The sequence below is a fragment of the Soonwooa sp. T0.1_25 genome (genome assembly GCF_057652215.1).
In genome coordinates this window covers 233,786-257,762 of record NZ_JBYFBZ010000004.1, presented here as the reverse complement: position 1 = coordinate 257,762, position 23,977 = coordinate 233,786, and the positions used below count along the sequence as shown (strand labels likewise).

Sequence of the window (23,977 nt, the reverse complement as noted above, 5' to 3'; positions counted from 1 at the left end):
CGGATAGCCTTTGTTGTAAGTTTTCTATTACCAGATTTTAATTCTGTCTTCTGGTTTTTTATAATGTTTATCACCTTCTTTGATGTCAAAAGCTTTGAAGAATGCATCAACGTTAACCAAAGGCCCAACAGCACGGTACATTCCTGGCGAATGTGGATCTGTTTTAACCTGATTGATTAAATATTTTTCTGTTGATTTGGTTCTCCAAACCGTTGCCCAGCTTAAGAAGAATCTTTGGTCTTGCGTGTAACCGCTTATTAAGCCCGGATTTCCCTTATCTTTAAGATACATTTGTAAAGCGTCATAAGCTACCGCAACACCTCCTAAATCACCGATATTTTCTCCCATTGTGAAAGTTCCGTTAACTTTTGTTCCGGGTACTGGTTCGTAGCTAGAGTATTGCTCACCTAATTTTTTAGTAGCAGCTTCGAAATTTTTGCGATCTTCGTCTGTCCACCAATTGTTAAGGTTTCCGTCACCATCAAATTTGGAACCGCTATCATCAAAACCATGTCCGATTTCGTGACCAATAACTGCACCGATTCCACCAAAATTAACTGCTGGATCTGCTTTAAAGTTAAAGAAAGGCGGCTGAAGAATCCCCGCTGGGAAAACGATTTCGTTGTTAGATGGGCTGTAGTACGCGTTAACCGTTTGTGGTGTCATGCCCCATTTTGTTTTGTCAACTGCTTTTCCAACTTTTTCTAAATTTTTGGAATAACGCCAAGCAGAAACATTTTTTAAATTTTCATAAAGAGAAATCTTATTTGGACCTTCGATATTTAGTTTAGAATAATCTTCCCATTTGTCTGGATAAGCCACTTTTACAGTGAATTTCGATAGCTTCTCCAAAGCTTTTTGTTTGGTTGTTGCAGACATCCATTCTAGCTCAGAAATATGCTTTTGGTAGCTTTTTACAAGGTAACCAATCAACTCTTCCATTTGTGTTTTTGCTTCTTCTGGGAAGTATTTTTCTACATACAACTTTCCGAAAGCTTCTCCCAATACACCATTTATCATTTGCAGACCACGCTTGTTAAGCGCACGTTGCTCTTCTTGGCCTTGTAGATATTTGCTATAGAAATCGAAATTCAGTTTGTCCATGTTTTGGTTAAGAACACCAGCGTTGCCAGAAAGCAATCTCACCTTCATATAATCTTTTAGTAAAGGAAGATTTTTTTCATTAATAAAACTATCCAACTTCTCATAGTAAGCCAATTCTCCGATGATAACGCGGTCTGTGTTAACACCAACATTTTTTAAATATTCTGGCAAGTTAACATTCTTAACCATTGCTGATAATTCGGCAGTTGTCTTTGGGTTATAACGCTTGTTAGCATCGCGACCTTGTTCTAAAGTTAAATAAGATTTAGCCAAAGATTTTTCGAAATCAACGATATTTTTTGCAACTTCAGAACTGTTTTTATTTCCTAAAACATTTAATAAAGCAGTAACATGTTTTTGATATTCTGCTAAGGTTTTTGTGTTGGCTTCGTTTTCTTTTTGATAATAATCTTTTCCTAAACCAAGATCTGCAGCACCAAGATAAATGGCATTGTTTTTAGAATCTTTAAGGTCTGGACCAACGCGCCAATCGTATAACGGATTGTCTCCATATTTGGTCGCTTGGTCAAGATATGATTGCAAATCTTTAAGATTTTTGATGGCATCAATTTTCTTAAAATCTGCTTGGATAGGCTTAAGACCGTCAGCATCTCTTTTCTTTAGATCCATATAAGATGCGTAAAGATCTTGGATTTTTTTACCTTCGGTACCAGTCGTAAATTTGTCTGTTAAAATGTGATTAAGAATGTCTAACGATGCTTCGTCTGTTTTCTCACGAAGTTCGTTAAAAGAACCCCAACTAGCTTTATCCGCAGGGATTTTGGCAGTTTTTACCCAGTTACCATTAACGTAACTGAAAAAATCATCTTGAGGTCTGACAGATTTGTCCATCATCGACAGGTCGATGCCTGCTTCTTGATATTGTTTTGGACTATTAGAAACGGGAGTTTTTGCAGCTCCGTTTGTTTGCGCTACTGCATGATTACTAACTAGCAATCCGCAGAATGCGATTACACCAATCGTTATTTTCTTCATTTTTTGAAATTAATAGCATTAAAGATAAGTATTTATTTTTGGACAGACTTCGCTTTTAAACAAAAAAAACCTCACTGTTGCTAGTGAGGTTTTATATTTTTAATAAAAATTACTTCTTTTTAGTAAGCGAATCTTTTATTTTGCAATCGTTGTATTTATCATCAATTGAAATAAAGATATTTGGGATTTTAGATTTCACCCATTTGTCAACTATTTCGCCTTTCTTTTTGTTAAGAGCATAGTCTTTAACTCTTTCGTAATCCGTATTAAGGTCTAAAGTATGTGCGTCGATAATGTCATTAACACTTACGATAGATACAGCTTGTTTTCTATTAACAGTTTCTTCGAAAGGCTCCGTAATATCGTCTTTGTTAAGACCTGCAATTTGATAAGAAATGGTAGGATCTAGGTGAAGTTTTTCGATTTTGTCACCACCATCTTGAGATTGCATAACACCTGCATTAAATTTGGTTGACTTATCGTCAGAATACTTGTAAGCTGCATCTTTGAAAGTCATTTTCTTATCCAAAATCTGCTGACGAATATCTTCCAACTGTTTTTTAGTTGCAGCAATTTCTTCCTTGGTTGGCGTTGCTTTTAACAAAATATGTCTCGCATCGTATTTGTTACCAGTTCTTTTAATCAATTGAATTAAATGGAAACCAAACTCTGATTCTACTGGATCTGACAGTTCACCATCTTGCAGGTTAAGCGCAGCCGCTTCGAAAGGCTTTACCATTTGACCTTTGTTAATGGCTTTGTAAAGTCCACCGTTAGAAGCCGAACCTTCATCCTCGGAGTAGATTCTTGCTTGTGTTTCGAAAGATTCACCAGCTTCGACATCTTTTTTGATCTTGTTAAGTTTATCAATTAATTCTTGCTTGTGAGCTTCCGTTAACTTTGGGAAAATACTGATTTTACCCAATACAACTTCGTCTTTAACTTGCGGTAATTGAAATTTGAATTGGTTGAAAAAATCCGTCACTTCGTTAGGTGTAACGTCTGTTTTGTCAGTAATTCTCGCATATTTTTGTTGTCCGTAATATTGGTCAGAGTCAATTTTTTCGATAGCGTTACGCATTTCATATCCTGTACGGAATTTGTACATGCCCAACATCGTCTTTTCATCTGGGAACTGAGACAAGATTTGGTTATACTTTTGTAGTGCCATATCTTTGATCTGCGCCGAACGATTTTCGATAACAGTATCTCTTTTTGCTTCGTAGATAATGATTTTGTTATTAACGATGCTGGATAAAAACTCACACTTATCTGCAACTTTAGTCCCTTGCTGTTGTGCGTAGTTGGCTTGTTCTTCGATGTCAGATTCTAATACAATTTCGTCACCGATAACCGCAGCAATACCATCTAAGAACTGTCCAGGCTTTATTTGAGCATTAATTTTGGTACTGAAAAGAACCAAGGCTAACAAAATAAAAACCGCTTTAAAATTATTTAACATTATTTTTTGTGTAAAATTTGTTTGCAAAAATAGTATTATAAATGGATTGTAGTCAATCTTTTATTATAATTATTTCTTAAAAGTCTTCTTTAAATCTTCAACAAAACCAGGTTGAATCTCCACTTTAACTTTCTTTTTTTGATTGGCAAGCGTCTCTTGCAACATAGCCTCTGTCATCGCATCTTTCACAGTGTCTTGCGCTTCTTCGAAGGTCATTGTTTCTTCTGGTAAAAGTTCGTCCACTGCAACAATAACGTCGCGGTCTTTGACTTTAGTTTGATGAATTCCTTTTTCGTAAGGCACTTTATATTCTGTGAAAACTTCCGCTGTTGATGGTACTTTTCCTTCTTCGAAGCTTACTAAGATTTTGTTCTTATCACTAAGTTTTTTATCATATTTAGCTTTAAGAGCTTCCCACTTTTTAGTATCGGACATTTCTTTTTTAACCTCCGAAACTAGCTTAGGATCCGAAATAATTGCTACACGACTTTTAGCACTTTTTTCCCATTTGTATTGGTCTTTATGGCTTTCGTAGTAAGCTTTTTGTTTTGCAACATCTTTGTTGATTTCAGCTTTTAGATAATCATCAAAAATCCATTGCGAATATAAGTTTTGACGAAGATCATCAAGTTCTTTTTTAATCTCAGGGCGTTCTGTAAACTCTTCTGCAAATGCACTGTACACAGAATTGTCGATGTGATAATCGATTAATGCTGACCATTCTTTAGGTGTTATTTTGTCAAGATCTTTGTAGTTTTTCTCAATAAAATTCTTTAGGTCAGAGTATTTTTCTGTTTTTGTTTTGTACTGGAAAAGTGGCGCCGACTGGTTTTTAAAAGCTTTGAAATCTGCATAACTTTTCTTAATCGTCGCAAGATCCGCATATTCTTTATAGTTGGGTGCCACCATAATGCTTTTTAGGACTTCGTCAGTCACCTGATTTGCGTATGTACTGTTTTTAACTTCACGTATAAAAAACTCTTTATTGTCAGCCGTTAATTGATAAGGTTCAATATTATAAATGTTGAAAATAAAATATTTGTTATCAATTTTAACAGGTTCTGTGGTGTAATAACCTTTTGTTTTCCCTTTGAACTGAGCATAAACTTCGTCAGGAAGAATAGGGGAGCCAAATACAAGTCCACCCGCTTTTCTTTCGTGGTCGGTAGAACCTAATTCTTTAGTAACATCTTCGAATTTTTTACCCGATTTTAAAGCTGAATATATTTTAGCTTTGGATTCATCGGTGTTAAAATCGTTAGGGTAAGAAATAGTCCCAAAAGTAATATAACCAAGACTTGGTCTTTTGTCCAAAACTTTAGCAAAAACAATACTTCCGTTTGCGCTGAAAAGCTTTGTATAACTGCCAACTGGTGTTTTTTCGATTTCGTCGAAAAGTTCGTTGTCAACTGTACCAGCCTTAATAAAAGTCGCAGGAACTGGATTTTTAACATAAGTTAAAATCGCGTCTTCCATTTTGGTTGTACCCGCTTTTACGTCTTTATAAATTTGATCGTAATTGTTGGTGTCGCCTTCTTCTTTAATAATGTTGAAAACCAAAATTCGATATTCGTTTTGGTTGGCTTTAACATAGTTAGCAACGATTGGATCTAGAATAGCACTTGGGATCAGTTTGGTCTCTTTAAGATCACGGACGCGCATCCCAACAGCATTACGGAAAGATGTAATCGTATCCGCTTTTTTCTCTTTTGCCAGTTGTTGCAAAAGCATGAATTCTACTGTTGAGTTGATGGTTGCATCAACGCCGGTGTTTTCTAATCCGTATTTATACTTTTCTTTAAAATCTTTAAGTGTGATACTTTGGTCGCCCACAACAAGGCTTTGACCAAATACAGCATGTGTTGCCAATGCTGCTAATACAAAAAGGCTCTTCTTCATTATTAAATATTGTTTTGATGTTCGAAAACAATCATTCTACATTGTCAATTCGAAAGTTGTTAACTCACGGAATTGGTTGATACGACCTTTTAATTCTTCTTTAGTAACATCTTCTAGACGTACAGTTCCGAATTTTTCTACCGTGAAAGATGCCATTGCACTTCCTACGATAAGGGCGTTTTTAAGATTATCAAAACTGAAATCTCCAGTCTTTGTGATATAAGCTGCAAGTCCACCTGCGAAAGTGTCACCAGCTCCTGTTGGATCAAATACTTCTTCTAATGGTAAAGCCGGAATTGCAAATATTTTTCCTTCGTGGAACAATAATGCACCGTGCTCACCTTTTTTAATAATCACGAATTTTGGACCTAAAGCATGGATTTTTTGAGCTGCTTTTACCAGAGAATATTCACCAGAAAGTTGTCTAGCTTCTTCGTCGTTAATTGTGATAACATCCGTTTTGGCAATAACTTCCATCAAAAGATCCCAAGTAAGATCCATCCAGAAATTCATGGTGTCAAGGATAACCATTTTTGGTCTTTGGCTCATTCTTTCCAAAACTGCTAATTGTACAGCAGGATGAAGATTTCCTAACATTAAAACGTCAGCGTCAGCAAAACTTGCAGGGATTTTTGGATCAAAATTTTCTAAAACATTTAGTTCTGTCACCAACGTATCGCGAGAGTTAAGATCGTTATGGTATTTTCCACTCCAGAAGAAAGTTTTCCCTTCTTTAATGATTTCTACACCATCGATATTGATGTTTTTTGATGTTAACATATCCAAATAGCCTTGCGGAAAGTCGCCACCAATTACAGAAACCAATCCAACTTCTGCCTCCAAAGCTGAAGCTGCAAGTCCAATGTAAGTTGCTGCTCCTCCTAGGATTTTGTCTGTTTTTCCAAATGGTGTTTCGATGGCATCAAATGCTACTGTTCCTACTGCTAGTAATTTCATATCTATAGGTCTTTATTTTAAGTTAAATTTTATTTTTTCCACTCGAATGTGTCAATCAAATGGAGCATATCTTTTTTAATATAATCTATCGCTGGCGCCAAAGAATCTGGCTTTGGGCGAGTGTTGAAATACAAATTTCCTGTTAAAAAATGCTTCGTGCTGTCCGTTACATAAAACTGAATGTTAGACGCCGTCTGCCCTTGCAATTCGTAAAAATTACCATAAACTTTCTTTTCTGGATAAGCAAAACTTTTGGTGTTGATTGCTGTAGCTTTTATTGTATGTTCGTACACCATTCTTTCTGCTTCCTTTAGATGGGTTTGGAAGTCGCTGGTTATCGGAAGATATGTGATGAAGATTTTTGCCTTCATCCCTTTGTAGTTGATGTTGTACCAACAAGGTTTTTTAGCATCTTGTATCACCGCAAAATCCGAATAATCAAACTGAAATGGACATGCACTATTAAAGGTCTGATAGCGAGGTTTGGGATATTCTAACCTCAAATCGCCGCTTGGCTTGGGCATAACCTCTTTTCCACAAGAAGCGAGCATTGCCAAAACAGTAAGTTCTAATAGCTTTTTTAACATCTGGCAAAAATAGTGATAAGATTTTAGATACTATACATTATAAAATATAAAAAATTCTTAATTGTTCGACTTTTAGTTGGTATTAAATCAAATTTTGGAAAATAAGTATAAATACGAGCTTTGATAAGTGCTTGACAATTTGTTGTTTAAACTTAAATAAAATTTTAAAAATACTATTGTGGGATTAATAAAAATTACTAATTTTGCAATCTGTTAACCAACCTCTGACGATAGACGTGTAAGTTGCTTGACTTTGAATTATTTTATTTTATAAATAATGGATTTAATTAAGTACGTACAAGAGAAGTACATTGACAAAAAAGATTTCCCAAGTTTCAAAGCTGGTGATACAATCACTGTTTATTACGAAATTAAGGAAGGTCAAAAAACAAGAACTCAGTTCTTCAAAGGAGTTGTTATCCAATTGAGAGGAACTGGTGCTACTAAAACATTTACTATCAGAAAAATGAGTGGAGATGTTGGTGTAGAGAGAGTTTTCCCAATCAACATGCCTGCACTTCAAAAAATTGAAGTTAACAGAGAAGGTAAAGTTAGAAGAGCTAGAATCTACTACTTCCGTAATCTTAGAGGTAAAAAAGCAAGAATTAAAGATAAGTCTTTCGGAGGTAAATAATCCACAGATTTTATCTGACAATAAAAGCCACGTCGCAAGATGTGGCTTTTTTGTTTTTAAATTTTAGTTATGAATTATGAATTATGAATTATGAATTATGAATTATGAATTATGAATTAATTTTGCCTAAAGCCTAAAGCCTAAAGCCTAAAGCCTAAAGCCTAAAGCCTAAAGCCTAAAGCCTAGTTTTAATCATAAAAAAAAACTGCCCGAAAGCAGTTTTTAATTTATATATAAAGTCCACAAATATTACATTGGGCTTTGGTCGTCACCACCATCGTAGTTGCTGTTGATGTCTTTTTTCTTTTTAGGTTGTTCAACCTTTTCTCCTTGTTTGAAACGGTAAGTCAATGATAAGCTAAACTGTCTTGGTTGCCATTGCATTTCCATATCTCTTACAAAATCCTCCGTATTGGTATAGTTCTTCATTCTTCTCGTATTGAAAATATCTCTAATGTTGAAGGCTAAAGTACCATTACCTTTCCAAAGTGTTTGTGTTGCTCCAAAGTCAACGCCATACATTGCTTTACGGTTATTCATAACAGTTTTTTCAGCACCTCTGTAGAACGATTGCACTTGGAAACTAAAAGTTTTAGTTGGTCTAAATGTTGTGTTTAATCTTAATCTGTAAGAGAAGCCATCACCCGAAAAGTCCATGTACTTTCCGTTAAGTTTCATGTTACCCGTATTATTGTAACCATACAAATCTGCAGACAACATCATTTTCCACCATGAGAATGGATCGTAAGTTCCGTTAAGGTCAAGACCATAATTAGTTTCTGTACCAACGTTGAAAGGCATTGTGTTAATCGCACCTTTGTCATCTAAATATTGGAAACGGTTAACTTCATCCTCAGATTTTTTATAATACAAAGTTGGGTTAATCGTGAATTTCTTTTTAGTAATTGCATAACCTAGCTCGAAAGAGTTTTCGTAAGTTGGGTTAAGATTTGGGTTACCACGGAAGTAGTTTCTGTCATCGTCAAACGACATGAACGGAATCATCGTGAAAGCCCTTGGTCTCTGGATTCTTCTAGAATAATTTAATAAAACCTGATTGCCTTTTGCGATATCATAACTTAAGAAAACACTTGGGAATAACTTCGTGTAATCTTTTTTAACCTCAGGATTTTGGATTGGCGCACCAGTTATTAAATCATGACTTAAAAAGTTGATGTCGATTTTTGAAGTTTCGCTTCTTAAACCTAATTGATAACCAAATTTTTCACCAATTTTACTCTTGAACTGTGCGTAAATTCCTAAAATATTTTCAGAGTAAACGGTATTACTCGTGAAGTCATATCTTGTGTAATAAGCGCCACCATCATCACTTTGATTAACAAAATAATCGTAAGTGTTTTTATTGTAATCATAACGCGCACCCGCTTCTAACTTAGAGTGATCCCCAATTGGAAGTTCGTAATCTAACTTACCAATGAAGGTGTCAGATTTAGAATCTGTATCTACATTATTGATGGAGTTACCAGTTGTTTGTAGAATTTGATTTTTAAAAGTGTTTTGTACAATTTGGTTTGTTCCGTCACTTTTGTTGGTTTGGTAGCTAGCAGAAACTGTTAATAATTGTCCGTTATCATCAAGTTTCTGATCAACTCCGAAATCTAACTGCGTTGCAAAATTTTTGTTATTTCCAAAGCTGTTACGATTTCTTAAAAAATTGTCAAAGCTACTTGCAGAAGAGTAAGTTTTTTCAGCGTAATTATTTAACGTATTACTATCATTATTAAAACTTCTAATCATCCCAGAAAGGTTAATCGTCGTTTTATCTGATAAATCATGTACAACACCAGCTGTTAAATTGTAGTTGTCGCCCTCTCTTTTGGTTTCACCATCTTGGTTAGAAATTTGTGTGAAAGAGTTTTTAGTATAATCCCATGTTGAAGGATTATCTTTTCTCGTCATGTAATTCTTACTAGAACTTTCATTTTTTTGATAACCACCGCCACCATTAACATACCAAGTCCAGTTGCCTTTTCTCCAGTTAAGGTTAGCATTAAGATTGGTTCTCGGTAAATAACCTAATGTACCAGTTACAGTACCATTGAAGCCTATTTTTTTATCTTTTTTAAGAATGATATTCAAGATACCTGCAGTTCCCGATGCTTCAAATTTTGAAGATGGGTTGGTGATCACTTCAATTTTCTCGATTTGATCGGCTGGGATAGATTGCAAAGCATTGGCGCCATCATCAATTCCTAAAAGAGAAGAAGGTTTACCATTAATTAAAAACTTAACGTTAGAATTTCCTCTCATTGATACCGTTCCGTCCGTATCTACAGAAACTGAAGGTACATTAGATAATACATCTTGCAAGTTTCCGCCTTTGCTAACGATATCTTGCGAAGGATCGTACGTCTTTTTATCAAGCTCAACTTTGTAAGCTTTTGGGGCAGCAGCAGTAATAACAACACCTTGTATTTGCGTTGTTTGATCAAGATTTGCTACTTCATTTCCTTGGATCACAAAAGCAGGAATCGCACCTGATTTAGCAATCTGAATTGTTTGTGTTTTAGTTTTAAAATCAATAGCTTCGATTGTTACGTCGTAACTTCCTGCAGCTAATTCGATTTTAAAATTACCATTCACATCCGCCAGAACTGCATCGCTTAGTTGCGTTGTTTGTTTGTTTTTGAATGTTAACGAGGCGTAGCCAATTCCGCTTTTCGCATTGTCTTGGACATTACCCGTGACAGAAAATTTTTGTTGCGTTGCGCTTGGTTGCTGTTGTGCAAATGCCATAGAGGCTGCTCCAAGGACAAACACAAGTCCTAAAGTTCTTCTCTGAATAATGTTTCTGATTTCTGTTTTTATCATAATTTCTTTTTTTTCTGAATCAAATTTTGACTCAAGAAGGATTATTTTATCTGTTTTGCATTCAGCCAATCTTGGTAGGCTTTTGCATTTTTAGCGTGCTCTACATCATTATCCGTGAATTTGTGAAACCCAAACTTCGCTGGATCCGCACACATATAGATGTAATTATTTTGTTCTGCATTAAGAACCGCGTCCAAAGAGTTTTTGTCAACAATACAAATCGGACCTGGAGGAATTCCCGCATTGGCGTAAGTGTTGTAAGGCGATGGCGCTCTTAGATCTTTATAATAGACGCGTTTTATCTGTTTTGTAAAATTGCTCGCTTTGTTAATCGCATAGATTACGGTTGGATCACTTTGCAATTTCATGCCTTTTTTGTAACGGTTAAGATAAAGTCCAGCAATTGTTTTTTGCTCATCTTTTTTACCACCAGATTCTTTATAAACGATAGAAGCTAAAGCATAAATTTGGTCTCTTGACAAGCCCGATTGTTTTTCTTTTGCAACACGATCGGCATTCCAAAATTCGTTATAATCTGTATTAAATTTGTCAAAAAACTCTTTAGGCGTCACTGTCCAAAAGAATTGATAAGTGTCATTAAAAAAGAATTTCTTAAGATCTTCAGCATTGTTAAAACCTTTCTCAACGGCTATTGCATTTAGGTCTTTTGCAAAACGTGCAGAATCTAATTCCGTTTTTCTGCTAACGCGACCAATCATTTGATACACGTCATCAAAATCTTTAATTCTAAAATTATTTGGTGTTTGGTTACCAGCTTTAATCATATTGACAAGGTCAGAGTTGTTGGTGCCAGATTTTATTTCGTAGCGACCAGCTTTGATGTTTTCCGCTAAAGCTTTGTCATTAGCAACCGCTTCAAAACTTTCAACATTTGATAAATACGGACGAATAGAATCCATCACTTGCTTCATCGGTGCATTGTGAGGGATTAAAACAAACCCTTCTTTAGCAACGTTGTTACCGTAATTTTTGGAATAAAATCTAAACCCAAAATAAGCACCAATTGCAAGAATTGCGATGAAAATGATTGCTACTATTTTTTTCATATACAATTTAGATTTCTATTGTTCCTGTAAAAACTTGTTTTGCTGGGCCTTCTAACCAAATATTTTTGAAAGCACCGTTTTCTTCTTCGGCGTAGATTTTCAAATTGCCACCAAGTACTTTAACAGGCACAGAGCTTAGATGTTTCTTTTTCATAAAAGTTAAAGCCGCTGCTGTAACACCCGTTCCACAACTGAAAGTTTCGTTTTCCACACCACGTTCGTAGGTTCTTACAAATAGCTTGTTTTCAGGGAGTTCTGTGACGAAATTAACATTGATGCCTTCTTTGTAATAAGTCTCATTATTTCTTATTTTGTTACCGTTATGATAAACATCATAGTTTTCTACATCGTCAACATATTTGATATAATGCGGAGATCCAGTGTTTAACACAAAATCTTCTTCGTCGGCAAAGATTTTTTCGACATCAATCATTTTTAGTTTTACAACACCGTTTTTTATTTCGGCTTCGTGCATGCCGTCGATAGCGTCAAATTTTGTTTTATCTTCAAAAATATCCAAGAAATGCGCGAATGCCACAATGCATCTTCCGCCGTTACCACACATCGTACTTTCGTTACCGTCAGAATTGTAATACACCATTTTGAAGTCGTATTGCTCGTCATTTTCTAACAGGATAAGTCCGTCGCCACCGATCCCAAAACGTCTGTCACACAGCTGTTCAACCAGTTTTGTATTCTCTTTGGGGAAACTCAGATTACGGTTATCTATCATGACAAAATCGTTGCCGGTTCCTTGATATTTATAAAATTTCATAAGTCGTTTATTAGTGATTTTAAAAAAGCTTACAAAATTAATGAAATTCGTGTCGATTCGGTGTTAAAGAAATGCTAATTAAATCATAGAAACGTCCTATTCGAATTTATTATTGAGAATTGTGAATTTTTTGATTTAAAATAAATGATTTCCTATAGTTTTATTTCTTGTAAAATAATGATTATTAAACAGTTGTTAATTTTAAATCTTCTTATATTAAAATAGTATTAAAATTCATTTTCAAAAATAATTTTCATGATTGTTTCAAAGTTTTATTTAAAAATGAAAACTAAATTTGTTTATTAATTAATGCGTCCGATGATAAGAAGAATTAAGATTTTAATACTGATTTTTTGTTGTATTAATCTTGCTTTTGCACAACAAGTTGATAGTTTGGATTTTGCTAAAGAAACGAACTCGTTACCAAGTGATAGACAAAGTTTTAAAATAAACAAATTATACGTACCAGCTGGTTTGATGCTTGCTGGCGTTGCTTTTGGTAGTAAAAGTTTAGAATCGCTCAATAGTGAAATTGTTGAAGAACGGAATGAACATTTATTAAACTTCACCTCGCATTTGGATGATTTTTTACAATTTTCGCCGATTGTTACAGCTTATGCTTTGGATGCTTTCGGTGTTAAATCTAAAACCGATTTGGGTAACCGAACGGCGATTGTGATAAAAGGAGAAGTTCTCACTTTAGGCTCCGTTTTTGTGATGAAAAGTCTTATACACGAGAATCGACCTGACAGTTCTAATAGTCAATCTTTTCCGTCTGGCCATACAGCGCAAGCTTTCGCAGCAGCGACTTTTTTGAGCGAAGAATACAAAGGTCGTTTTCCGTGGATGCCTTATGCAGCTTACGGCGTTGCAAGTACAGTTGGTGTTTTTAGAATGGTGAATAACAAACATTATATCTCGGATGTTTTGTTTGGTGCAGGATTGGGGATTTTATCCATGAAAGTGGCTTATTGGACGCATCAATACAAATGGAATAAAAAAGAACGCCACGAGCAAGCCTACCAACAATACATTAAAAACGAAAAAGTTATTTATTAAATTAAGCTAAATTCTGATTCCAAAACTTAATTAAAAACGTCGAATTATTGTCTCAATCTATCAATACGATATCATTTTTTTAGAAGTATTAATTCGTATCTTTGCTTATCTCTAAATGAAAAAAGAAGCATTAATAGAATTAGTAAAGAAAGCCAAAGATAAAGATCAAAAAGCGCAAACGCATTTGATTAATCTCTTTTGGGTGGATGTTTTTTCTTTCGTGATGAAGAAAGTTCAGGACGAAAATGATGCCGACGAAATTACTGTTCATGTTTTTTCGAAAGTCTTGTCAAAGTTGGATATGTACGATCCTAATTTTCAATTCAAAACTTGGATTTTGACCATTGCTCAAAATACGGTTATTGATTTTTGGAGAAAGAAAAGCCGCGAAAATACCGATGCTAGCGACTCTTTGGATGAGGTTAAAAATCACTTTGCAAAATCACCAGAAGAGCTTTTGATATCGGAGGAAGAAAATGACGAAATTCTAAAAATTGTTGCCTCGATGGATGTCAATTATCAGGATATTATTAGACTTCGATTTTTTGAAGAGAAAAGTATTAAAGAAATAGCTGAAGAGCTTAACCTATCAGTTGCCAATACCAAAGTGCGCATTATGCGGGCAAAAAAAGTCTTGGCAGAATTATTAAAAAGTAACGAGTTGTATAATGAGTAACGATGTATTAACGACAGATACCACAACACAAAAACCAAAATGGATTCGCGTAAAATTGCCAACTGGTAAAAATTATCGTGAGCTTAGAAACTTGGTTGATAAATATAAATTGAATACCATTTGTCAAAGTGGAAGTTGTCCCAATATGGGCGAATGTTGGGGCGAAGGGACAGCGACTTTTATGATTTTAGGAAATATCTGTACGCGTTCTTGTGGTTTTTGCGGTGTTAAAACTGGAAAACCTTTGGATGTTAACTGGGACGAACCTGAGAAAGTAGCGCGTTCTATCAAATTGATGAAGATTAAACATGCGGTTTTGACTTCGGTTGATCGCGATGATCTTAAAGATATGGGTTCAATTCTTTGGGGCGAAACGGTGAATGCCGTTCGTCGTATTTCTCCAGGAACTACCATGGAAACTTTAATTCCGGATTTCCAAGGGATTACAAAACATTTGGACAGATTGGTGGAGGTTGCGCCAGAAGTTATTTCGCACAATATGGAAACGGTGAAACGTTTAACCCGTGAAGTGCGTATCCAAGCGAAATATGAGAGAAGTTTGGATGTTTTGCGTTATCTGAAAGAAGCTGGACAACGCCGCACCAAAACTGGTGTAATGCTTGGTCTTGGCGAAACAAAAGATGAAGTTTTCCAAACCATCGAAGACATCAGAAACGCTAATGTTGATGTGATTACTTTGGGACAATATCTGCAGCCAACTAAAAAGCATTTGCCAGTAAAAAGATTTATCACGCCAGAAGAGTTTGATGAGTTTGGTGCTTTTGCAAAAGAATTAGGTTTTCGTCATGTGGAAAGTTCGCCGCTAGTGCGTAGTTCTTACCACGCTGAAAAGCATATTCACTAAGTTTTACCTGTAATGCATTTTGAAATAAAATTCGTCAGTTCGAGTAATTTTTCGAAATTAAATGTAGAAAAATTGTATCGAGAATAGAATTTTATTTTCAAAAACTTTTTCTCAATATAGAAATTATAGATTTCAAATTTTTAAACATATTAAAACACTCATTTCGGGTGTTTTTTTTATTTTAGTAAGACAAAGTTTAAGGATGAAAAAATATATTTTGCTTTTAGTTGTTTTGCAGTTTTTTCTTGTTAAATCTCAGATTGTTGATGCAAAGTTTTTTAATAAAGAAATTAAAAATTCTAGTATTCGGCAAGCAAAAGCGGACACCATCGTTAAGTCACCATTTTTAATTTCCTCGATTAAAGTCTATACTTCCGAGAAAACGAGTTACGTTTCAAACCTAGTTAAGAAAATTCAGAACAAAAATTTTCTTCCTATTTCATTGATTAAATATCAACCTGACGGCAAAATATTTTTTAATGAAACTTACTATAATGGCACTATTTATCAATCCAGTTTTTATTACGAAACTAATGGGAATTTAATTCTTAAAACCAACAAGACAAATAATGATACTTCAATAGATTATTCGTGGCTTCGTTACGACAAAAAGAATTATTTGGACTACGAATTGGCTTACGAAATTAATGGAAAGAATAAGCTTCGTTTCCAAAGTTTGATGAATTATAAAAAGGAGATTAAGGCAGATTTTCTTAAAGTTGATTTAATTAATTACAGCAGCGATTCTTTGCTTTCGACGGTGGATACCTATACTTTTTTTAAAGATAAATATGTTGTTGATATGCCTGTACGATATGCTCGAAAGTCTTACTACCGCGCTTTTGGTGATCAATATCTTCCTTATCAGATTGATGGTTATTATGTGGAAGGACGAACTGCTAATTTCAGTTATAATGACAAAGGTTTTCCGCTTTGGGAAAATTGGGTTAATGACAAAGATTTAGAAAATAGAACAGAATACATTTATAATGCCGATTTTACCGAACGTATCACGCAACAATACCACATGTTGGGAACAGAAAAGTCGACCAAATTTGTGAATAAATTTAATAAAAAAGGCGAGCCAGTTTTTAAGCAAACTATCGAATATACAGGAAATCCACTTGATATTTATACTTGGGATTATGTTTATGATGAAAAAGGAAATTGGATTGAATCTAAAAAATACTGGCAAGAAGTCGAAAAAGGAATCCCCAAAAAGAATAAACTTGTCGAACATATTATTAGAGAAATTAAATATTATAATTCTCCTTCTGAATTTTCTCCCGAAAAATTACCAACTTTTGATGAACGTGCAACCAAGTATTTAACGAGTGTTCCAATTTATGCAGAGAAGATTGAAAAAGAAAAAAAAGAGCGTGACGAAGCTGTAAAAGCGGGAAATTATGCATTGGAAATTCCTAATGAAAAGCATGGTAAAGTCGAGGATTTTACACCTAAATATTGGACGCTAAAAGAGATAGCCTACGGAAATCTGAATGATGATGAGCAAGATGAAGCGGTTGCCGTCTACGAAACTCCTTCTAGTGATGGCGATGGCGATGGTCAACAGGTTTTAGCAATTTATAAAAAAGACAACGAAAAATGGAAATTGTGGCATCAGAATTTTTCTGCGATTATGTCCTCTGATAGTGGCGGAATGATGGGTAATCCGTTTGATGGAATCTTTATTAAAAATAAAGCCATCGTTGTGCAGCACTTTGGGGGAAGTCGAGATAAATGGTCTTATACGCATCGTTATCGTTTTCAGAATGGCGATTGGTATTTGATTGGGGCTATGGTTGGTTTTGGTGCGCCACAAGATTATTTTGGAAAGTTCGATTACAACCTTTCTACGGGCGATATTGTTGCGTCTTATAAATCTGAACTTAGTTCTGATGAAAAATTGAACGCGTCAAAATCTTGGTCGCGAAGCTTGAAAAAGAAAATTCCGTTGCCAAAAATGGATGACTTTTATCCTGGTGGAACGGAAACCGTAGTTAATGGACGAACTTTTTATTGGTAGGATTTGGGAGTTCCAGTGGCGGCGCATCGAAGATGCGCCGCCGCTGGAACTTTTTCATTTAAAATTTTGGATGTTGTAAAATCAAATCAATCTCTCGATAAAGCCAAAATACAATCTTCGCGAATTTTCCAAATTTCGTCCATAGAATAGGGGATTTTGGGATGTTGGTCGAGTCAATCTTTTAGGAAGTTTTGATGGTATTTAACTTTAAAATGTGTGATTTGCTCAGGCTGAATTTCGATTTCTTTTAAAAGTTGAGATTCAAAGTTTTCTTTACGCCAAGTTCGACTTGTAAAGTCAAGAATTTGATGATTCAATTTTAGATAATTGTGCGCTTCAGGAATGTAATCGAGTTGATGTTGCTCCAAGACTTCTTTAATTTGTGGCGCATTGTCAGCGTTCATTTTAAAAATTCCTAAAATTAATTGAAAGTCGAATTTTTGATTTTCGTCCGCCAAACGTTTTAACAAAGCATGTTTAGTGCTACAAGTTCCAAAATTATCATTAAGAACTGCAAGCATATTATTTTTGTCAAGATTCCTTTTATAATCCATATTTTGAACAAAATGTGCAGCTTCTAGAAAAGTCATTTTTCCAATATTAAGAAAGCTTTCGGAAATTATTTTGTCCGATTGGATGTCAAAATTCATCTTTTAAAATTTGTGGCTAAAGTAAGACATTACAAAGAGTCTGTTTAAATTTTATTGCTAAAATTTTCATAGCTATTTTGAGATATATTTTTTGATTCATATTTAAAGGTTTAGCGGGCTAAATCAAAAATATGAAATGAAAAATTAGAGTGAAAGAGCATCAAAATTTAGCAAAGACTGTTTAGAAGTAAGACTAAAAAACTTCATTAAAATTCTAAACTGACTCTAAAATTATTAAATATTTAAGAAGTCTAAAATTGCTTTTCTAGTCCGTATGCTTTAACTTTGCACAAACCTAATCTAATGAGTAAAAAAGAAACGAAGTACATCTTTGTAACAGGCGGTGTTACTTCTTCACTGGGTAAAGGAATTGTCTCTGCTTCTTTGGGACTTTTGTTGAAATCACGAGGTTTTAGCGTTACTATCCAAAAACTTGATCCTTACATTAATATAGATCCCGGAACACTTAATCCGTATGAGCATGGTGAATGTTATGTGACGGAAGATGGTGCCGAAACCGATCTTGACCTTGGACACTACGAGCGTTTTCTTGACAGCCAAACAAGTCAAAACAACTCGGTGACAACTGGAAAAATCTATCAAACGGTTATCGAAAAAGAGCGTCGTGGCGAATTTCTTGGTAAAACGGTGCAAGTTATTCCGCACATCACGAACGAGATTAAACGTCGTGTTAAGATTTTAGCAAAGAAAAATTACGACATCATCATCACCGAAATTGGTGGAACTGTTGGAGATATCGAGTCTTTGCCGTACATAGAAAGTGTAAGACAATTGCAATGGGAATTGGGCAAAAATAATTCGATGGTGATTCATTTAACATTGTTACCATATTTGGCGGCAAGTGGTGAGTTAAAAACAAAACCGTCGCAGCACTCGGTTCGTCAATTGATGGAAAGCGGTATCCAAGCAGATGTTTTGGTATGTCGTACAGAGCATAAAATCCCGAAAGATTTGCGTGCAAAGTTGGCACAATTCTGTAACGTAGCTTTAGAAAACGTGATCGAATGTAAAGATATGGACACAATCTACGAAGTGCCAGTTGATTTACAAAAGCAAAACTTCGATGAGGTTGTTCTTAAAGAATTGAATCTTCCTTATAATAAAGAAGCCGATCTTAAAGATTGGAAAACTTTCCTTAAAAAATATAAAAACCCGAAACGTAGCGTTAATATCGCTTTGGTAGGGAAGTATGTATCGCTTCAGGATTCTTACAAATCGATTGCAGAAGCTTTTATCCACGCAGGTGCCGATTTGGAAACCGATGTTAATGTTAAATGGGTCTACAGTGGCGATTTGACGGAAGATAATTTGCAAGAAACGTTTAAAGATATCGACGGTATGTTGATCGCTCCAGGTTTTGGCGATCGCGGTATCGAAGGAAAAATCTTAGCAGCAGAATACGCACGTGTTAACAATATTCCGACTTTAGGAATTTGTTTGGGAATGCAGATTATGACTGTTGAATTTGCTCGTAACGTTCTTGGACACGCAAAAGCTAACAGTACCGAATTTGATACAGCGACAGTTGATCCAGTTATTTCGATTATGGAAGAACAGAAAAATGTTGTTGACAAAGGCGGAACAATGCGTCTTGGCGCTTGGAAGTGTGCCTTAAAACCGAATTCTAAATTAGCTGAAATCTACGGTGCTAAAACAATTTCTGAAAGACACAGACATCGTTATGAATTCAATTCTGATTACAAAAAAGAATTCGAGGATAAAGATATGATCATTTCTGGTCAAAATCCTGAAACGGGACTTGCCGAAACCATCGAGTTAAAAGAGCATCCTTTCTATGTTGGTGTCCAATATCATCCAGAATATAAGTCGACGGTCGCAACACCGCATCCATTATTCAAAGCGCTGATAACAGCAGCAAGCAAGAAAAAGAAATAAAATTAACGAGTGACCTAAAGTTTTTTTTAGGTCATTCGTCTTATTATCAGGATGATAAAGATTAGTCAGCTAAAAGTAGTTATCTGAAAAATAAATCTTATTTTTGTCCTCTTAAAATTTAATTAAAAAGAGCTAGAAATTTTCGGATTTCGAATTCAGAATTTTCAAATTATTACTAATGCAACAGAACAACGGACTGGACAAAAATCAGTTAATTAGCTTCGGTGTACTCTCTCTTCTTTTGATAGGTTTTATGCTCTATTTCCAAAATAGACAAGCCTCAACAGAACAGGAGAACATCGCCAATCAAGCTAAAAAAACTGAGCAAACAACGGCGGCTAAAGCTAATGCTGCAACCGGGCTTAACGTAAATGTTACGCCCAACGCTATACAAAAAGTTAATCTTAAAAATGATGAGCTTAGCCTAGAGTTTTCTAGCCTCGGTGGACAAGTGTCTTCTGTTAGACTTAACCAGTACAACGCTTACGACGGCAAAAATAAAAACAAACCTCTTTACCTTTTTAGTAACAAAAATGCTGAATATGGTTTTGAGTTTAAAGATAAAGCTGGCAAAATTGTTAATACAAAAGATCTAGTATTTACACCAAGCGTAACAGGAAATACTGTAACATTGACAAGCCAACTTGGTGGTGCAACGATTCAGTTTATCTATACATTAAGTCCAAAATATACTTTAGATTTTAAAGTAAGAACGCAAGGTTTATCCCAATTAACTTCGGATAAAAATGCGACTTTCAAATGGGATTACAATGTTAGAGAATCCGAGAAAGGTCGTGCACAAGAACAAACGCATACAGAGTTTACTTATGCTTTTGACAATTATAAAGCTTACGATTATGATGCACGTTCTGAAATGGACGAAACTAAAGAAACGCTTAATTGGATTGGTATTAAGCAACAATTCTTCGCAGCAGTTATCGAAGCGCAACATGGTTTTACCCAATCTAAAGGCTATCAAGACAACATTGAAACTGGAGAATATCTTAAAAAATTCACTTACGATGGTCAAGTTGCCTTTACAGGTGGAGAATTTAACCAAGACTTTACATGGTATTTTATGCCATTAGATTTGCCTTTATTAAAATCTTACAATAAAAACTTTGATGAAATTTTGCCGTTAGGTTGGTCATTTATTGGATCACTTAACAGACATGTTTTCATGCCGATGTATAACCTTATTTCATCTTGGGGGATTGCAGCTGGTTGGGCGATTTTTATCATGACGATTATTGTTAAATTAATACTTTCACCAGTAATGTACAAGCAACATAAGCTGAGTGCCATGATGAAGGTCATTCGTCCAGAGATTGATGAGGTTAATAAAAAGTACAAAGATGCTGACCCAATGAAGAAGCAACAAGAGACCATGGCGGTCTACCGAAAAGCTGGCGTTAACCAATTGGCGGGATGTCTTCCAGCATTGGTGCAAGTTCCGTTGTTCTATGCGTTATTCCGTTTCTTCCCGAACATGATCGATCTTCGTGGGAAAAGTTTCTGGTTTGCGGAAGATTTAACAGCTTATGATGATCTAATTAAATTGCCATTTAGTATTCCTTTCTTAGGAGATCATTTAAGTATTTTCGCATTGGCCTGTACCATCGTTATCTTAATTTATACAATGATGACAGCAGGTAACATGCAACAACCACAACAAGAAGGTATGCCGAATATGAAGGTGTTAATGTACATTTTCCCAGTAACATTCTTATTCTTCTTGAATACATCTGCATCTGGTCTTTCTTGGTATTATTTTGTGTCAAACGCGATTAACATCATTATCATTTTGGTGATTAAATATGTGATTTTGGATGAGAAGAAAATTCATGCTCAGATCCAAGAGAACAAGCAAAAAGCACCAAAACCTGAAGGCCGTTTCCAAAAACGTATGAGAGAGATGATGGAGCAAGCGCAAGAGCAACAAAAGCAACAACAAAAAAATAAGAAATAGTCTTAACTATTTATATTAAAAGCGAAATCGAAAGGTTTCGCTTTTTTTTGGTTTAATTTTAATATTAAAAAATCCTATTTTTGCATGATGAATTTAGAAGCGACTTATCAGTATTTACAACGGTTTTTAACAGACGAACGCCTTCAAAAAATTGAGCACTTTTCAGCCGAAAGTTCCGATTTTATTTTGCCAGTTGTTGAGGATGTTTATCAGTTCAGGAATGCCGCTGCAATTCTTCGTTCGGTGGAGGCGTGTGGATTTCATAAAGTTGTCGCTTTAGAAAAAGAAAATATCTTTGATCCCAATCTTCGTGTTACAAAAGGCGCAGACACTTGGGTGCAAGTTGAAAAAATGCCTCGCGAAATTTCATCATTAGAGAAAGTCAGAGATCGCGGTTATAAGATCGTAGCGGTGTCGCCGGAGCGTAATGCGACGATGCTTCCCGATTATCAACCTAACGAGCCTTTGGCTTTGGTTTTCGGGACAGAATGGGAAGGCACCACAGACGAACTTTTGGATTTTTCAGACGAAACTTTAGCCATCCCAATGTATGGTTTTACACAAAGTTTTAATGTGTCTGTTGCTGCTGCAATCTGTATGTACGATCTAAAACAAAAATTAATAAAGTCTAATATTGACTACAAATTGACAGGTGATAAACTTCTCGAAACTAAGATTAATTGGGCGGTTAATTCTATTAAAAGCGGACCACAGATTTTAGAACAATATCTTAAAAATAACTTGTAAATTACATAACAGAGTAATTCCAAGCGGCAACGAAAACACCAGCAGTTTCGGTTCGAAGTCTTTGTTGACCAAGGCTAACCGCTTTGATGTTGTTGTCAGCCAGCATTTGGATTTCTCTTTCAGAGAAGTCACCTTCTGGACCAATAAGAAATGTAAGTTCTTGTAAATTAGAATTTTGGATTGTCGTTAAATCCATTCTTTCTAAATTTTCGTGACAATGGGCAACGAAAGTTGTTTCAGGATTTAAAGTTTTTATAAAATCAGAAAACTTCGTCAAATCATTTACAATTGGGAAGTGAAATCTCAAACTCTGTTTAGACGCTGCAATACTTTGCTTTCTAAGTTTGTCGATATTAAGATTTTTACGCTCAGTTTTTTCAGTGTTGATGAGTGTAATCTCCGAAATGCCCATTTCCGTCGCCTTTTCAATAAAGAATTCGATGCGGTCAATATTTTTAGTTGGTGCAATGGCAATATGAAGTTTCGGCGAAAACTCGGTTTGTTTTTCTTTAATTTCGATAATATCCAAACTGGCTTTTTTACCTTCTAATTTTAAAGTTCCAAAAGCTAAATTTCCCAATCCATCCGTCAAGTAGATTTCTTCACCTTCTTTTATACGAAGCACTTTTGTGATGTGTTGCTGTTCTTCTTCGTTGATTTTTATTTTAGGAAATATGTCGCCGTAGAAAAGTTTCATTTTATGGTGTTTTTTATTTAATCAAATTTCTAAAATCTTACAAATCATACTTTGACGTTGAGGTTGTACGAAGATCCGTGAATTCGCCACGTTCGTATTTGAGCTTAGCAACCATCGCGATCATCGCAGCGTTGTCCGTTGTGTATTCAAATTTTGGGATGTAGATGTTCCAACCTAGTCTTTCATGATTCGCTTGCATTGCTTCGCGCAAAGCCGAATTTGCAGATACGCCACCAGCAATCGCAACTTCTGTGATGTTAAGGTCTTTTGCTGCTTTCTCCAATTTCTTCATTAAGATTTCAATAATCGCTTTTTGAATCGATGCACAAAGATCCTTTAGATTCTCTTGGATAAAATTTGGATTTTTCTTAACCTCTTTTTGAATAAAATATAAAACCGAAGTTTTAATACCGCTAAAAGAATAATCGTAATTGTCTAGTTTTGGCTTGTTAAACTCAAACGCGTTGGGATTTCCCTCTTTTGCAAGTTTATCAATAATTGGTCCTGCAGGATAATCGAGGTCAAATATTTTTCCGATTTTATCAAAAGCTTCTCCAGCCGCATCGTCAATAGTTTTTCCGATGATTTCCATATCGAAATAATCCTTCACCAAAACGATCATCGTATGTCCGCCACTAACCGTCAAACACAAAAATGGAAATTTCGGCGGTTGTGGATTGGCATCTTCGATAAAGTGCGCCAAGATGTGCGCTTGTAGGTGGTTAACCTCTATTAAAGGCACATTAAGACTCATTGCTAAAGATTTAGCAAAGGACGTTCCGACCAAAAGTGAACCCAAAAGTCCTGGTCCTCGTGTAAAACCTATGGCGCAAATATCATTTTGTTGTATATTTGCTTTTGAAAAAGACTTTGTAACCACTGGAATTATGTTTTGCTGATGCGCTCTGGAAGCCAACTCCGGCACAACGCCACCATATTCATTATGAATAGTTTGGTTGGCAGCAATGTTGGATAAAATTTGATTTCCTTTGATAATTGCAGCAGAAGTGTCGTCGCAAGATGACTCAATTCCTAAAATAATTGTTTCGCTCATAAGA

19 protein-coding genes are annotated in these 23,977 nt (G+C 35.3%); 8 read left to right on the top strand and 11 right to left on the bottom strand.

What is annotated here, in order from left to right; genetic code table 11:
• Positions 1-27: 27 nt before the first annotated feature.
• The 5 genes from AC23MB_RS07985 to gldD form a co-directional block, all read right to left on the bottom strand.
• Positions 28-2,100, bottom strand: coding sequence for a M13 family metallopeptidase (locus AC23MB_RS07985; RefSeq protein WP_313028274.1), 2,073 nt, complete (start codon positions 2,098-2,100; stop codon positions 28-30).
• Positions 2,101-2,209: 109 nt separating this feature from the next.
• Positions 2,210-3,562 (bottom strand): peptidylprolyl isomerase, encoded by a 1,353-nt coding sequence (locus AC23MB_RS07980; protein WP_313028275.1) that lies wholly within the window; start codon positions 3,560-3,562, stop codon positions 2,210-2,212.
• A 69-nt stretch (positions 3,563-3,631) separates the two neighbouring features.
• A complete protein-coding gene (locus tag AC23MB_RS07975) occupies positions 3,632-5,461 on the bottom strand; it encodes a peptidylprolyl isomerase (protein ID WP_487786946.1) in 1,830 nt (609 codons plus the stop codon).
• A 36-nt stretch (positions 5,462-5,497) separates the two neighbouring features.
• Positions 5,498-6,418 (bottom strand): PfkB family carbohydrate kinase, encoded by a 921-nt coding sequence (locus AC23MB_RS07970; protein ID WP_079666157.1) that lies wholly within the window; start codon positions 6,416-6,418, stop codon positions 5,498-5,500.
• Between the two features lie 29 nt (positions 6,419-6,447).
• Positions 6,448-7,005, bottom strand: a complete 558-nt coding sequence (gene gldD / locus AC23MB_RS07965; RefSeq protein ID WP_313028280.1) for a gliding motility lipoprotein GldD — start codon at positions 7,003-7,005, stop codon at positions 6,448-6,450.
• 277 nt (positions 7,006-7,282) lie between these two features.
• Between gldD and rplS the strand changes: the two genes are divergently transcribed.
• Complete coding sequence (gene rplS / locus AC23MB_RS07960) at positions 7,283-7,639, top strand: 50S ribosomal protein L19 (RefSeq protein WP_487786945.1); 357 nt, start codon at positions 7,283-7,285, stop codon at positions 7,637-7,639.
• Positions 7,640-7,888: 249 nt separating this feature from the next.
• On the opposite strand, the gene AC23MB_RS07955 is transcribed toward rplS, so the two are convergent.
• From AC23MB_RS07955 to dapF, 3 genes are read right to left on the bottom strand one after another with little or no spacing between them, the layout of a single operon-like run.
• Positions 7,889-10,471 carry a TonB-dependent receptor domain-containing protein gene (locus AC23MB_RS07955; RefSeq protein WP_313028282.1) on the bottom strand — a complete coding sequence of 861 codons (2,583 nt, stop codon included), beginning with the start codon at positions 10,469-10,471 and terminating at the stop codon, positions 7,889-7,891.
• A gap of 41 nt (positions 10,472-10,512) precedes the next feature.
• Positions 10,513-11,538 carry an endolytic transglycosylase MltG gene (gene mltG, locus AC23MB_RS07950; RefSeq protein ID WP_313028283.1) on the bottom strand — a complete coding sequence of 342 codons (1,026 nt, stop codon included), beginning with the start codon at positions 11,536-11,538 and terminating at the stop codon, positions 10,513-10,515.
• 7 nt (positions 11,539-11,545) lie between these two features.
• On the bottom strand, positions 11,546-12,313 hold the full coding sequence (gene dapF, locus AC23MB_RS07945) for a diaminopimelate epimerase (RefSeq protein ID WP_487786944.1): 768 nt from the start codon (positions 12,311-12,313) through the stop codon (positions 11,546-11,548).
• Positions 12,314-12,622: 309 nt separating this feature from the next.
• Between dapF and AC23MB_RS07940 the strand changes: the two genes are divergently transcribed.
• The 4 genes from AC23MB_RS07940 to AC23MB_RS07925 all read left to right on the top strand — a co-directional run bounded on the left by AC23MB_RS07940 (position 12,623) and on the right by AC23MB_RS07925 (position 16,939).
• Entirely contained in the window at positions 12,623-13,372 is a 750-nt protein-coding gene (locus AC23MB_RS07940; RefSeq protein WP_487786943.1) for a phosphatase PAP2 family protein, read from the top strand.
• A gap of 115 nt (positions 13,373-13,487) precedes the next feature.
• The gene (locus tag AC23MB_RS07935) at positions 13,488-14,048 is read left to right on the top strand and encodes an RNA polymerase sigma factor (RefSeq protein ID WP_313028286.1); all 561 of its coding nucleotides are present in this window, start codon (positions 13,488-13,490) and stop codon (positions 14,046-14,048) included.
• Complete coding sequence (gene lipA / locus AC23MB_RS07930) at positions 14,041-14,913, top strand: lipoyl synthase (RefSeq protein ID WP_312322952.1); 873 nt, start codon at positions 14,041-14,043, stop codon at positions 14,911-14,913. The genes AC23MB_RS07935 and lipA overlap by 8 nt, the downstream gene beginning before the upstream one ends.
• 202 nt (positions 14,914-15,115) lie before the next feature.
• Positions 15,116-16,939 (top strand): hypothetical protein, encoded by a 1,824-nt coding sequence (locus tag AC23MB_RS07925; protein WP_487786942.1) that lies wholly within the window; start codon positions 15,116-15,118, stop codon positions 16,937-16,939.
• Between the two features lie 173 nt (positions 16,940-17,112).
• Here the strand turns inward: AC23MB_RS07925 and AC23MB_RS07920 are convergent, their stop codons facing one another.
• A complete protein-coding gene (locus AC23MB_RS07920; protein WP_487786941.1) occupies positions 17,113-17,589 on the bottom strand; it encodes a hypothetical protein in 477 nt (158 codons plus the stop codon).
• 303 nt (positions 17,590-17,892) lie between these two features.
• Here AC23MB_RS07920 and pyrG point away from each other — a divergent pair, with 303 nt between their 5' ends.
• The 3 genes from pyrG to AC23MB_RS07905 all read left to right on the top strand — a co-directional run bounded on the left by pyrG (position 17,893) and on the right by AC23MB_RS07905 (position 22,222).
• A complete protein-coding gene (gene pyrG / locus AC23MB_RS07915) occupies positions 17,893-19,506 on the top strand; it encodes a CTP synthase (RefSeq protein WP_487786940.1) in 1,614 nt (537 codons plus the stop codon).
• A 178-nt stretch (positions 19,507-19,684) separates the two neighbouring features.
• Positions 19,685-21,475: a membrane protein insertase YidC gene (gene yidC, locus AC23MB_RS07910; protein WP_487786939.1), complete on the top strand. Its 1,791-nt coding sequence runs from the start codon at positions 19,685-19,687 to the stop codon at positions 21,473-21,475.
• Between the two features lie 84 nt (positions 21,476-21,559).
• A complete protein-coding gene (locus AC23MB_RS07905) occupies positions 21,560-22,222 on the top strand; it encodes a TrmH family RNA methyltransferase (protein ID WP_409456515.1) in 663 nt (220 codons plus the stop codon).
• 1 nt (position 22,223) lies between these two features.
• Here AC23MB_RS07905 and AC23MB_RS07900 read toward each other — a convergent pair whose 3' ends face one another.
• Positions 22,224-22,919, bottom strand: a complete 696-nt coding sequence (locus tag AC23MB_RS07900; protein ID WP_374329058.1) for an RsmE family RNA methyltransferase — start codon at positions 22,917-22,919, stop codon at positions 22,224-22,226.
• A gap of 37 nt (positions 22,920-22,956) precedes the next feature.
• The gene (gene tsaD / locus AC23MB_RS07895; RefSeq protein ID WP_374329057.1) at positions 22,957-23,973 is read right to left on the bottom strand and encodes a tRNA (adenosine(37)-N6)-threonylcarbamoyltransferase complex transferase subunit TsaD; all 1,017 of its coding nucleotides are present in this window, start codon (positions 23,971-23,973) and stop codon (positions 22,957-22,959) included.
• Between the last annotated feature and the right edge of the window lie 4 nt (positions 23,974-23,977).

Bases quoted from the DNA above. Each gene is read 5' to 3' on its own strand.
- rplS (WP_487786945.1), top strand. From the start codon at position 7,283: ATGGATTTAATTAAGTACGTACAAGAGAAGTACATTGACAAAAAAGAT.
- AC23MB_RS07935 (WP_313028286.1), top strand. From the start codon at position 13,488: ATGAAAAAAGAAGCATTAATAGAATTAGTAAAGAAAGCCAAAGATAAA.
- lipA (WP_312322952.1), top strand. From the start codon at position 14,041: ATGAGTAACGATGTATTAACGACAGATACCACAACACAAAAACCAAAA.
- AC23MB_RS07905 (WP_409456515.1), top strand. From the start codon at position 21,560: ATGATGAATTTAGAAGCGACTTATCAGTATTTACAACGGTTTTTAACA.
- AC23MB_RS07985 (WP_313028274.1), bottom strand. From the start codon at position 2,100: ATGAAGAAAATAACGATTGGTGTAATCGCATTCTGCGGATTGCTAGTT.
- yidC (WP_487786939.1), top strand. From the start codon at position 19,685: ATGCAACAGAACAACGGACTGGACAAAAATCAGTTAATTAGCTTCGGT.
- AC23MB_RS07940 (WP_487786943.1), top strand. From the start codon at position 12,623: ATGCGTCCGATGATAAGAAGAATTAAGATTTTAATACTGATTTTTTGT.
- dapF (WP_487786944.1), bottom strand. From the start codon at position 12,313: ATGAAATTTTATAAATATCAAGGAACCGGCAACGATTTTGTCATGATA.
- AC23MB_RS07925 (WP_487786942.1), top strand. From the start codon at position 15,116: ATGAAAAAATATATTTTGCTTTTAGTTGTTTTGCAGTTTTTTCTTGTT.
- AC23MB_RS07920 (WP_487786941.1), bottom strand. From the start codon at position 17,589: ATGAATTTTGACATCCAATCGGACAAAATAATTTCCGAAAGCTTTCTT.
- AC23MB_RS07970 (WP_079666157.1), bottom strand. From the start codon at position 6,418: ATGAAATTACTAGCAGTAGGAACAGTAGCATTTGATGCCATCGAAACA.
- AC23MB_RS07955 (WP_313028282.1), bottom strand. From the start codon at position 10,471: ATGATAAAAACAGAAATCAGAAACATTATTCAGAGAAGAACTTTAGGA.
- tsaD (WP_374329057.1), bottom strand. From the start codon at position 23,973: ATGAGCGAAACAATTATTTTAGGAATTGAGTCATCTTGCGACGACACT.
- mltG (WP_313028283.1), bottom strand. From the start codon at position 11,538: ATGAAAAAAATAGTAGCAATCATTTTCATCGCAATTCTTGCAATTGGT.
- AC23MB_RS07900 (WP_374329058.1), bottom strand. From the start codon at position 22,919: ATGAAACTTTTCTACGGCGACATATTTCCTAAAATAAAAATCAACGAA.
- pyrG (WP_487786940.1), top strand. From the start codon at position 17,893: ATGAGTAAAAAAGAAACGAAGTACATCTTTGTAACAGGCGGTGTTACT.
- AC23MB_RS07975 (WP_487786946.1), bottom strand. From the start codon at position 5,461: ATGAAGAAGAGCCTTTTTGTATTAGCAGCATTGGCAACACATGCTGTA.
- gldD (WP_313028280.1), bottom strand. From the start codon at position 7,005: ATGTTAAAAAAGCTATTAGAACTTACTGTTTTGGCAATGCTCGCTTCT.
- AC23MB_RS07980 (WP_313028275.1), bottom strand. From the start codon at position 3,562: ATGTTAAATAATTTTAAAGCGGTTTTTATTTTGTTAGCCTTGGTTCTT.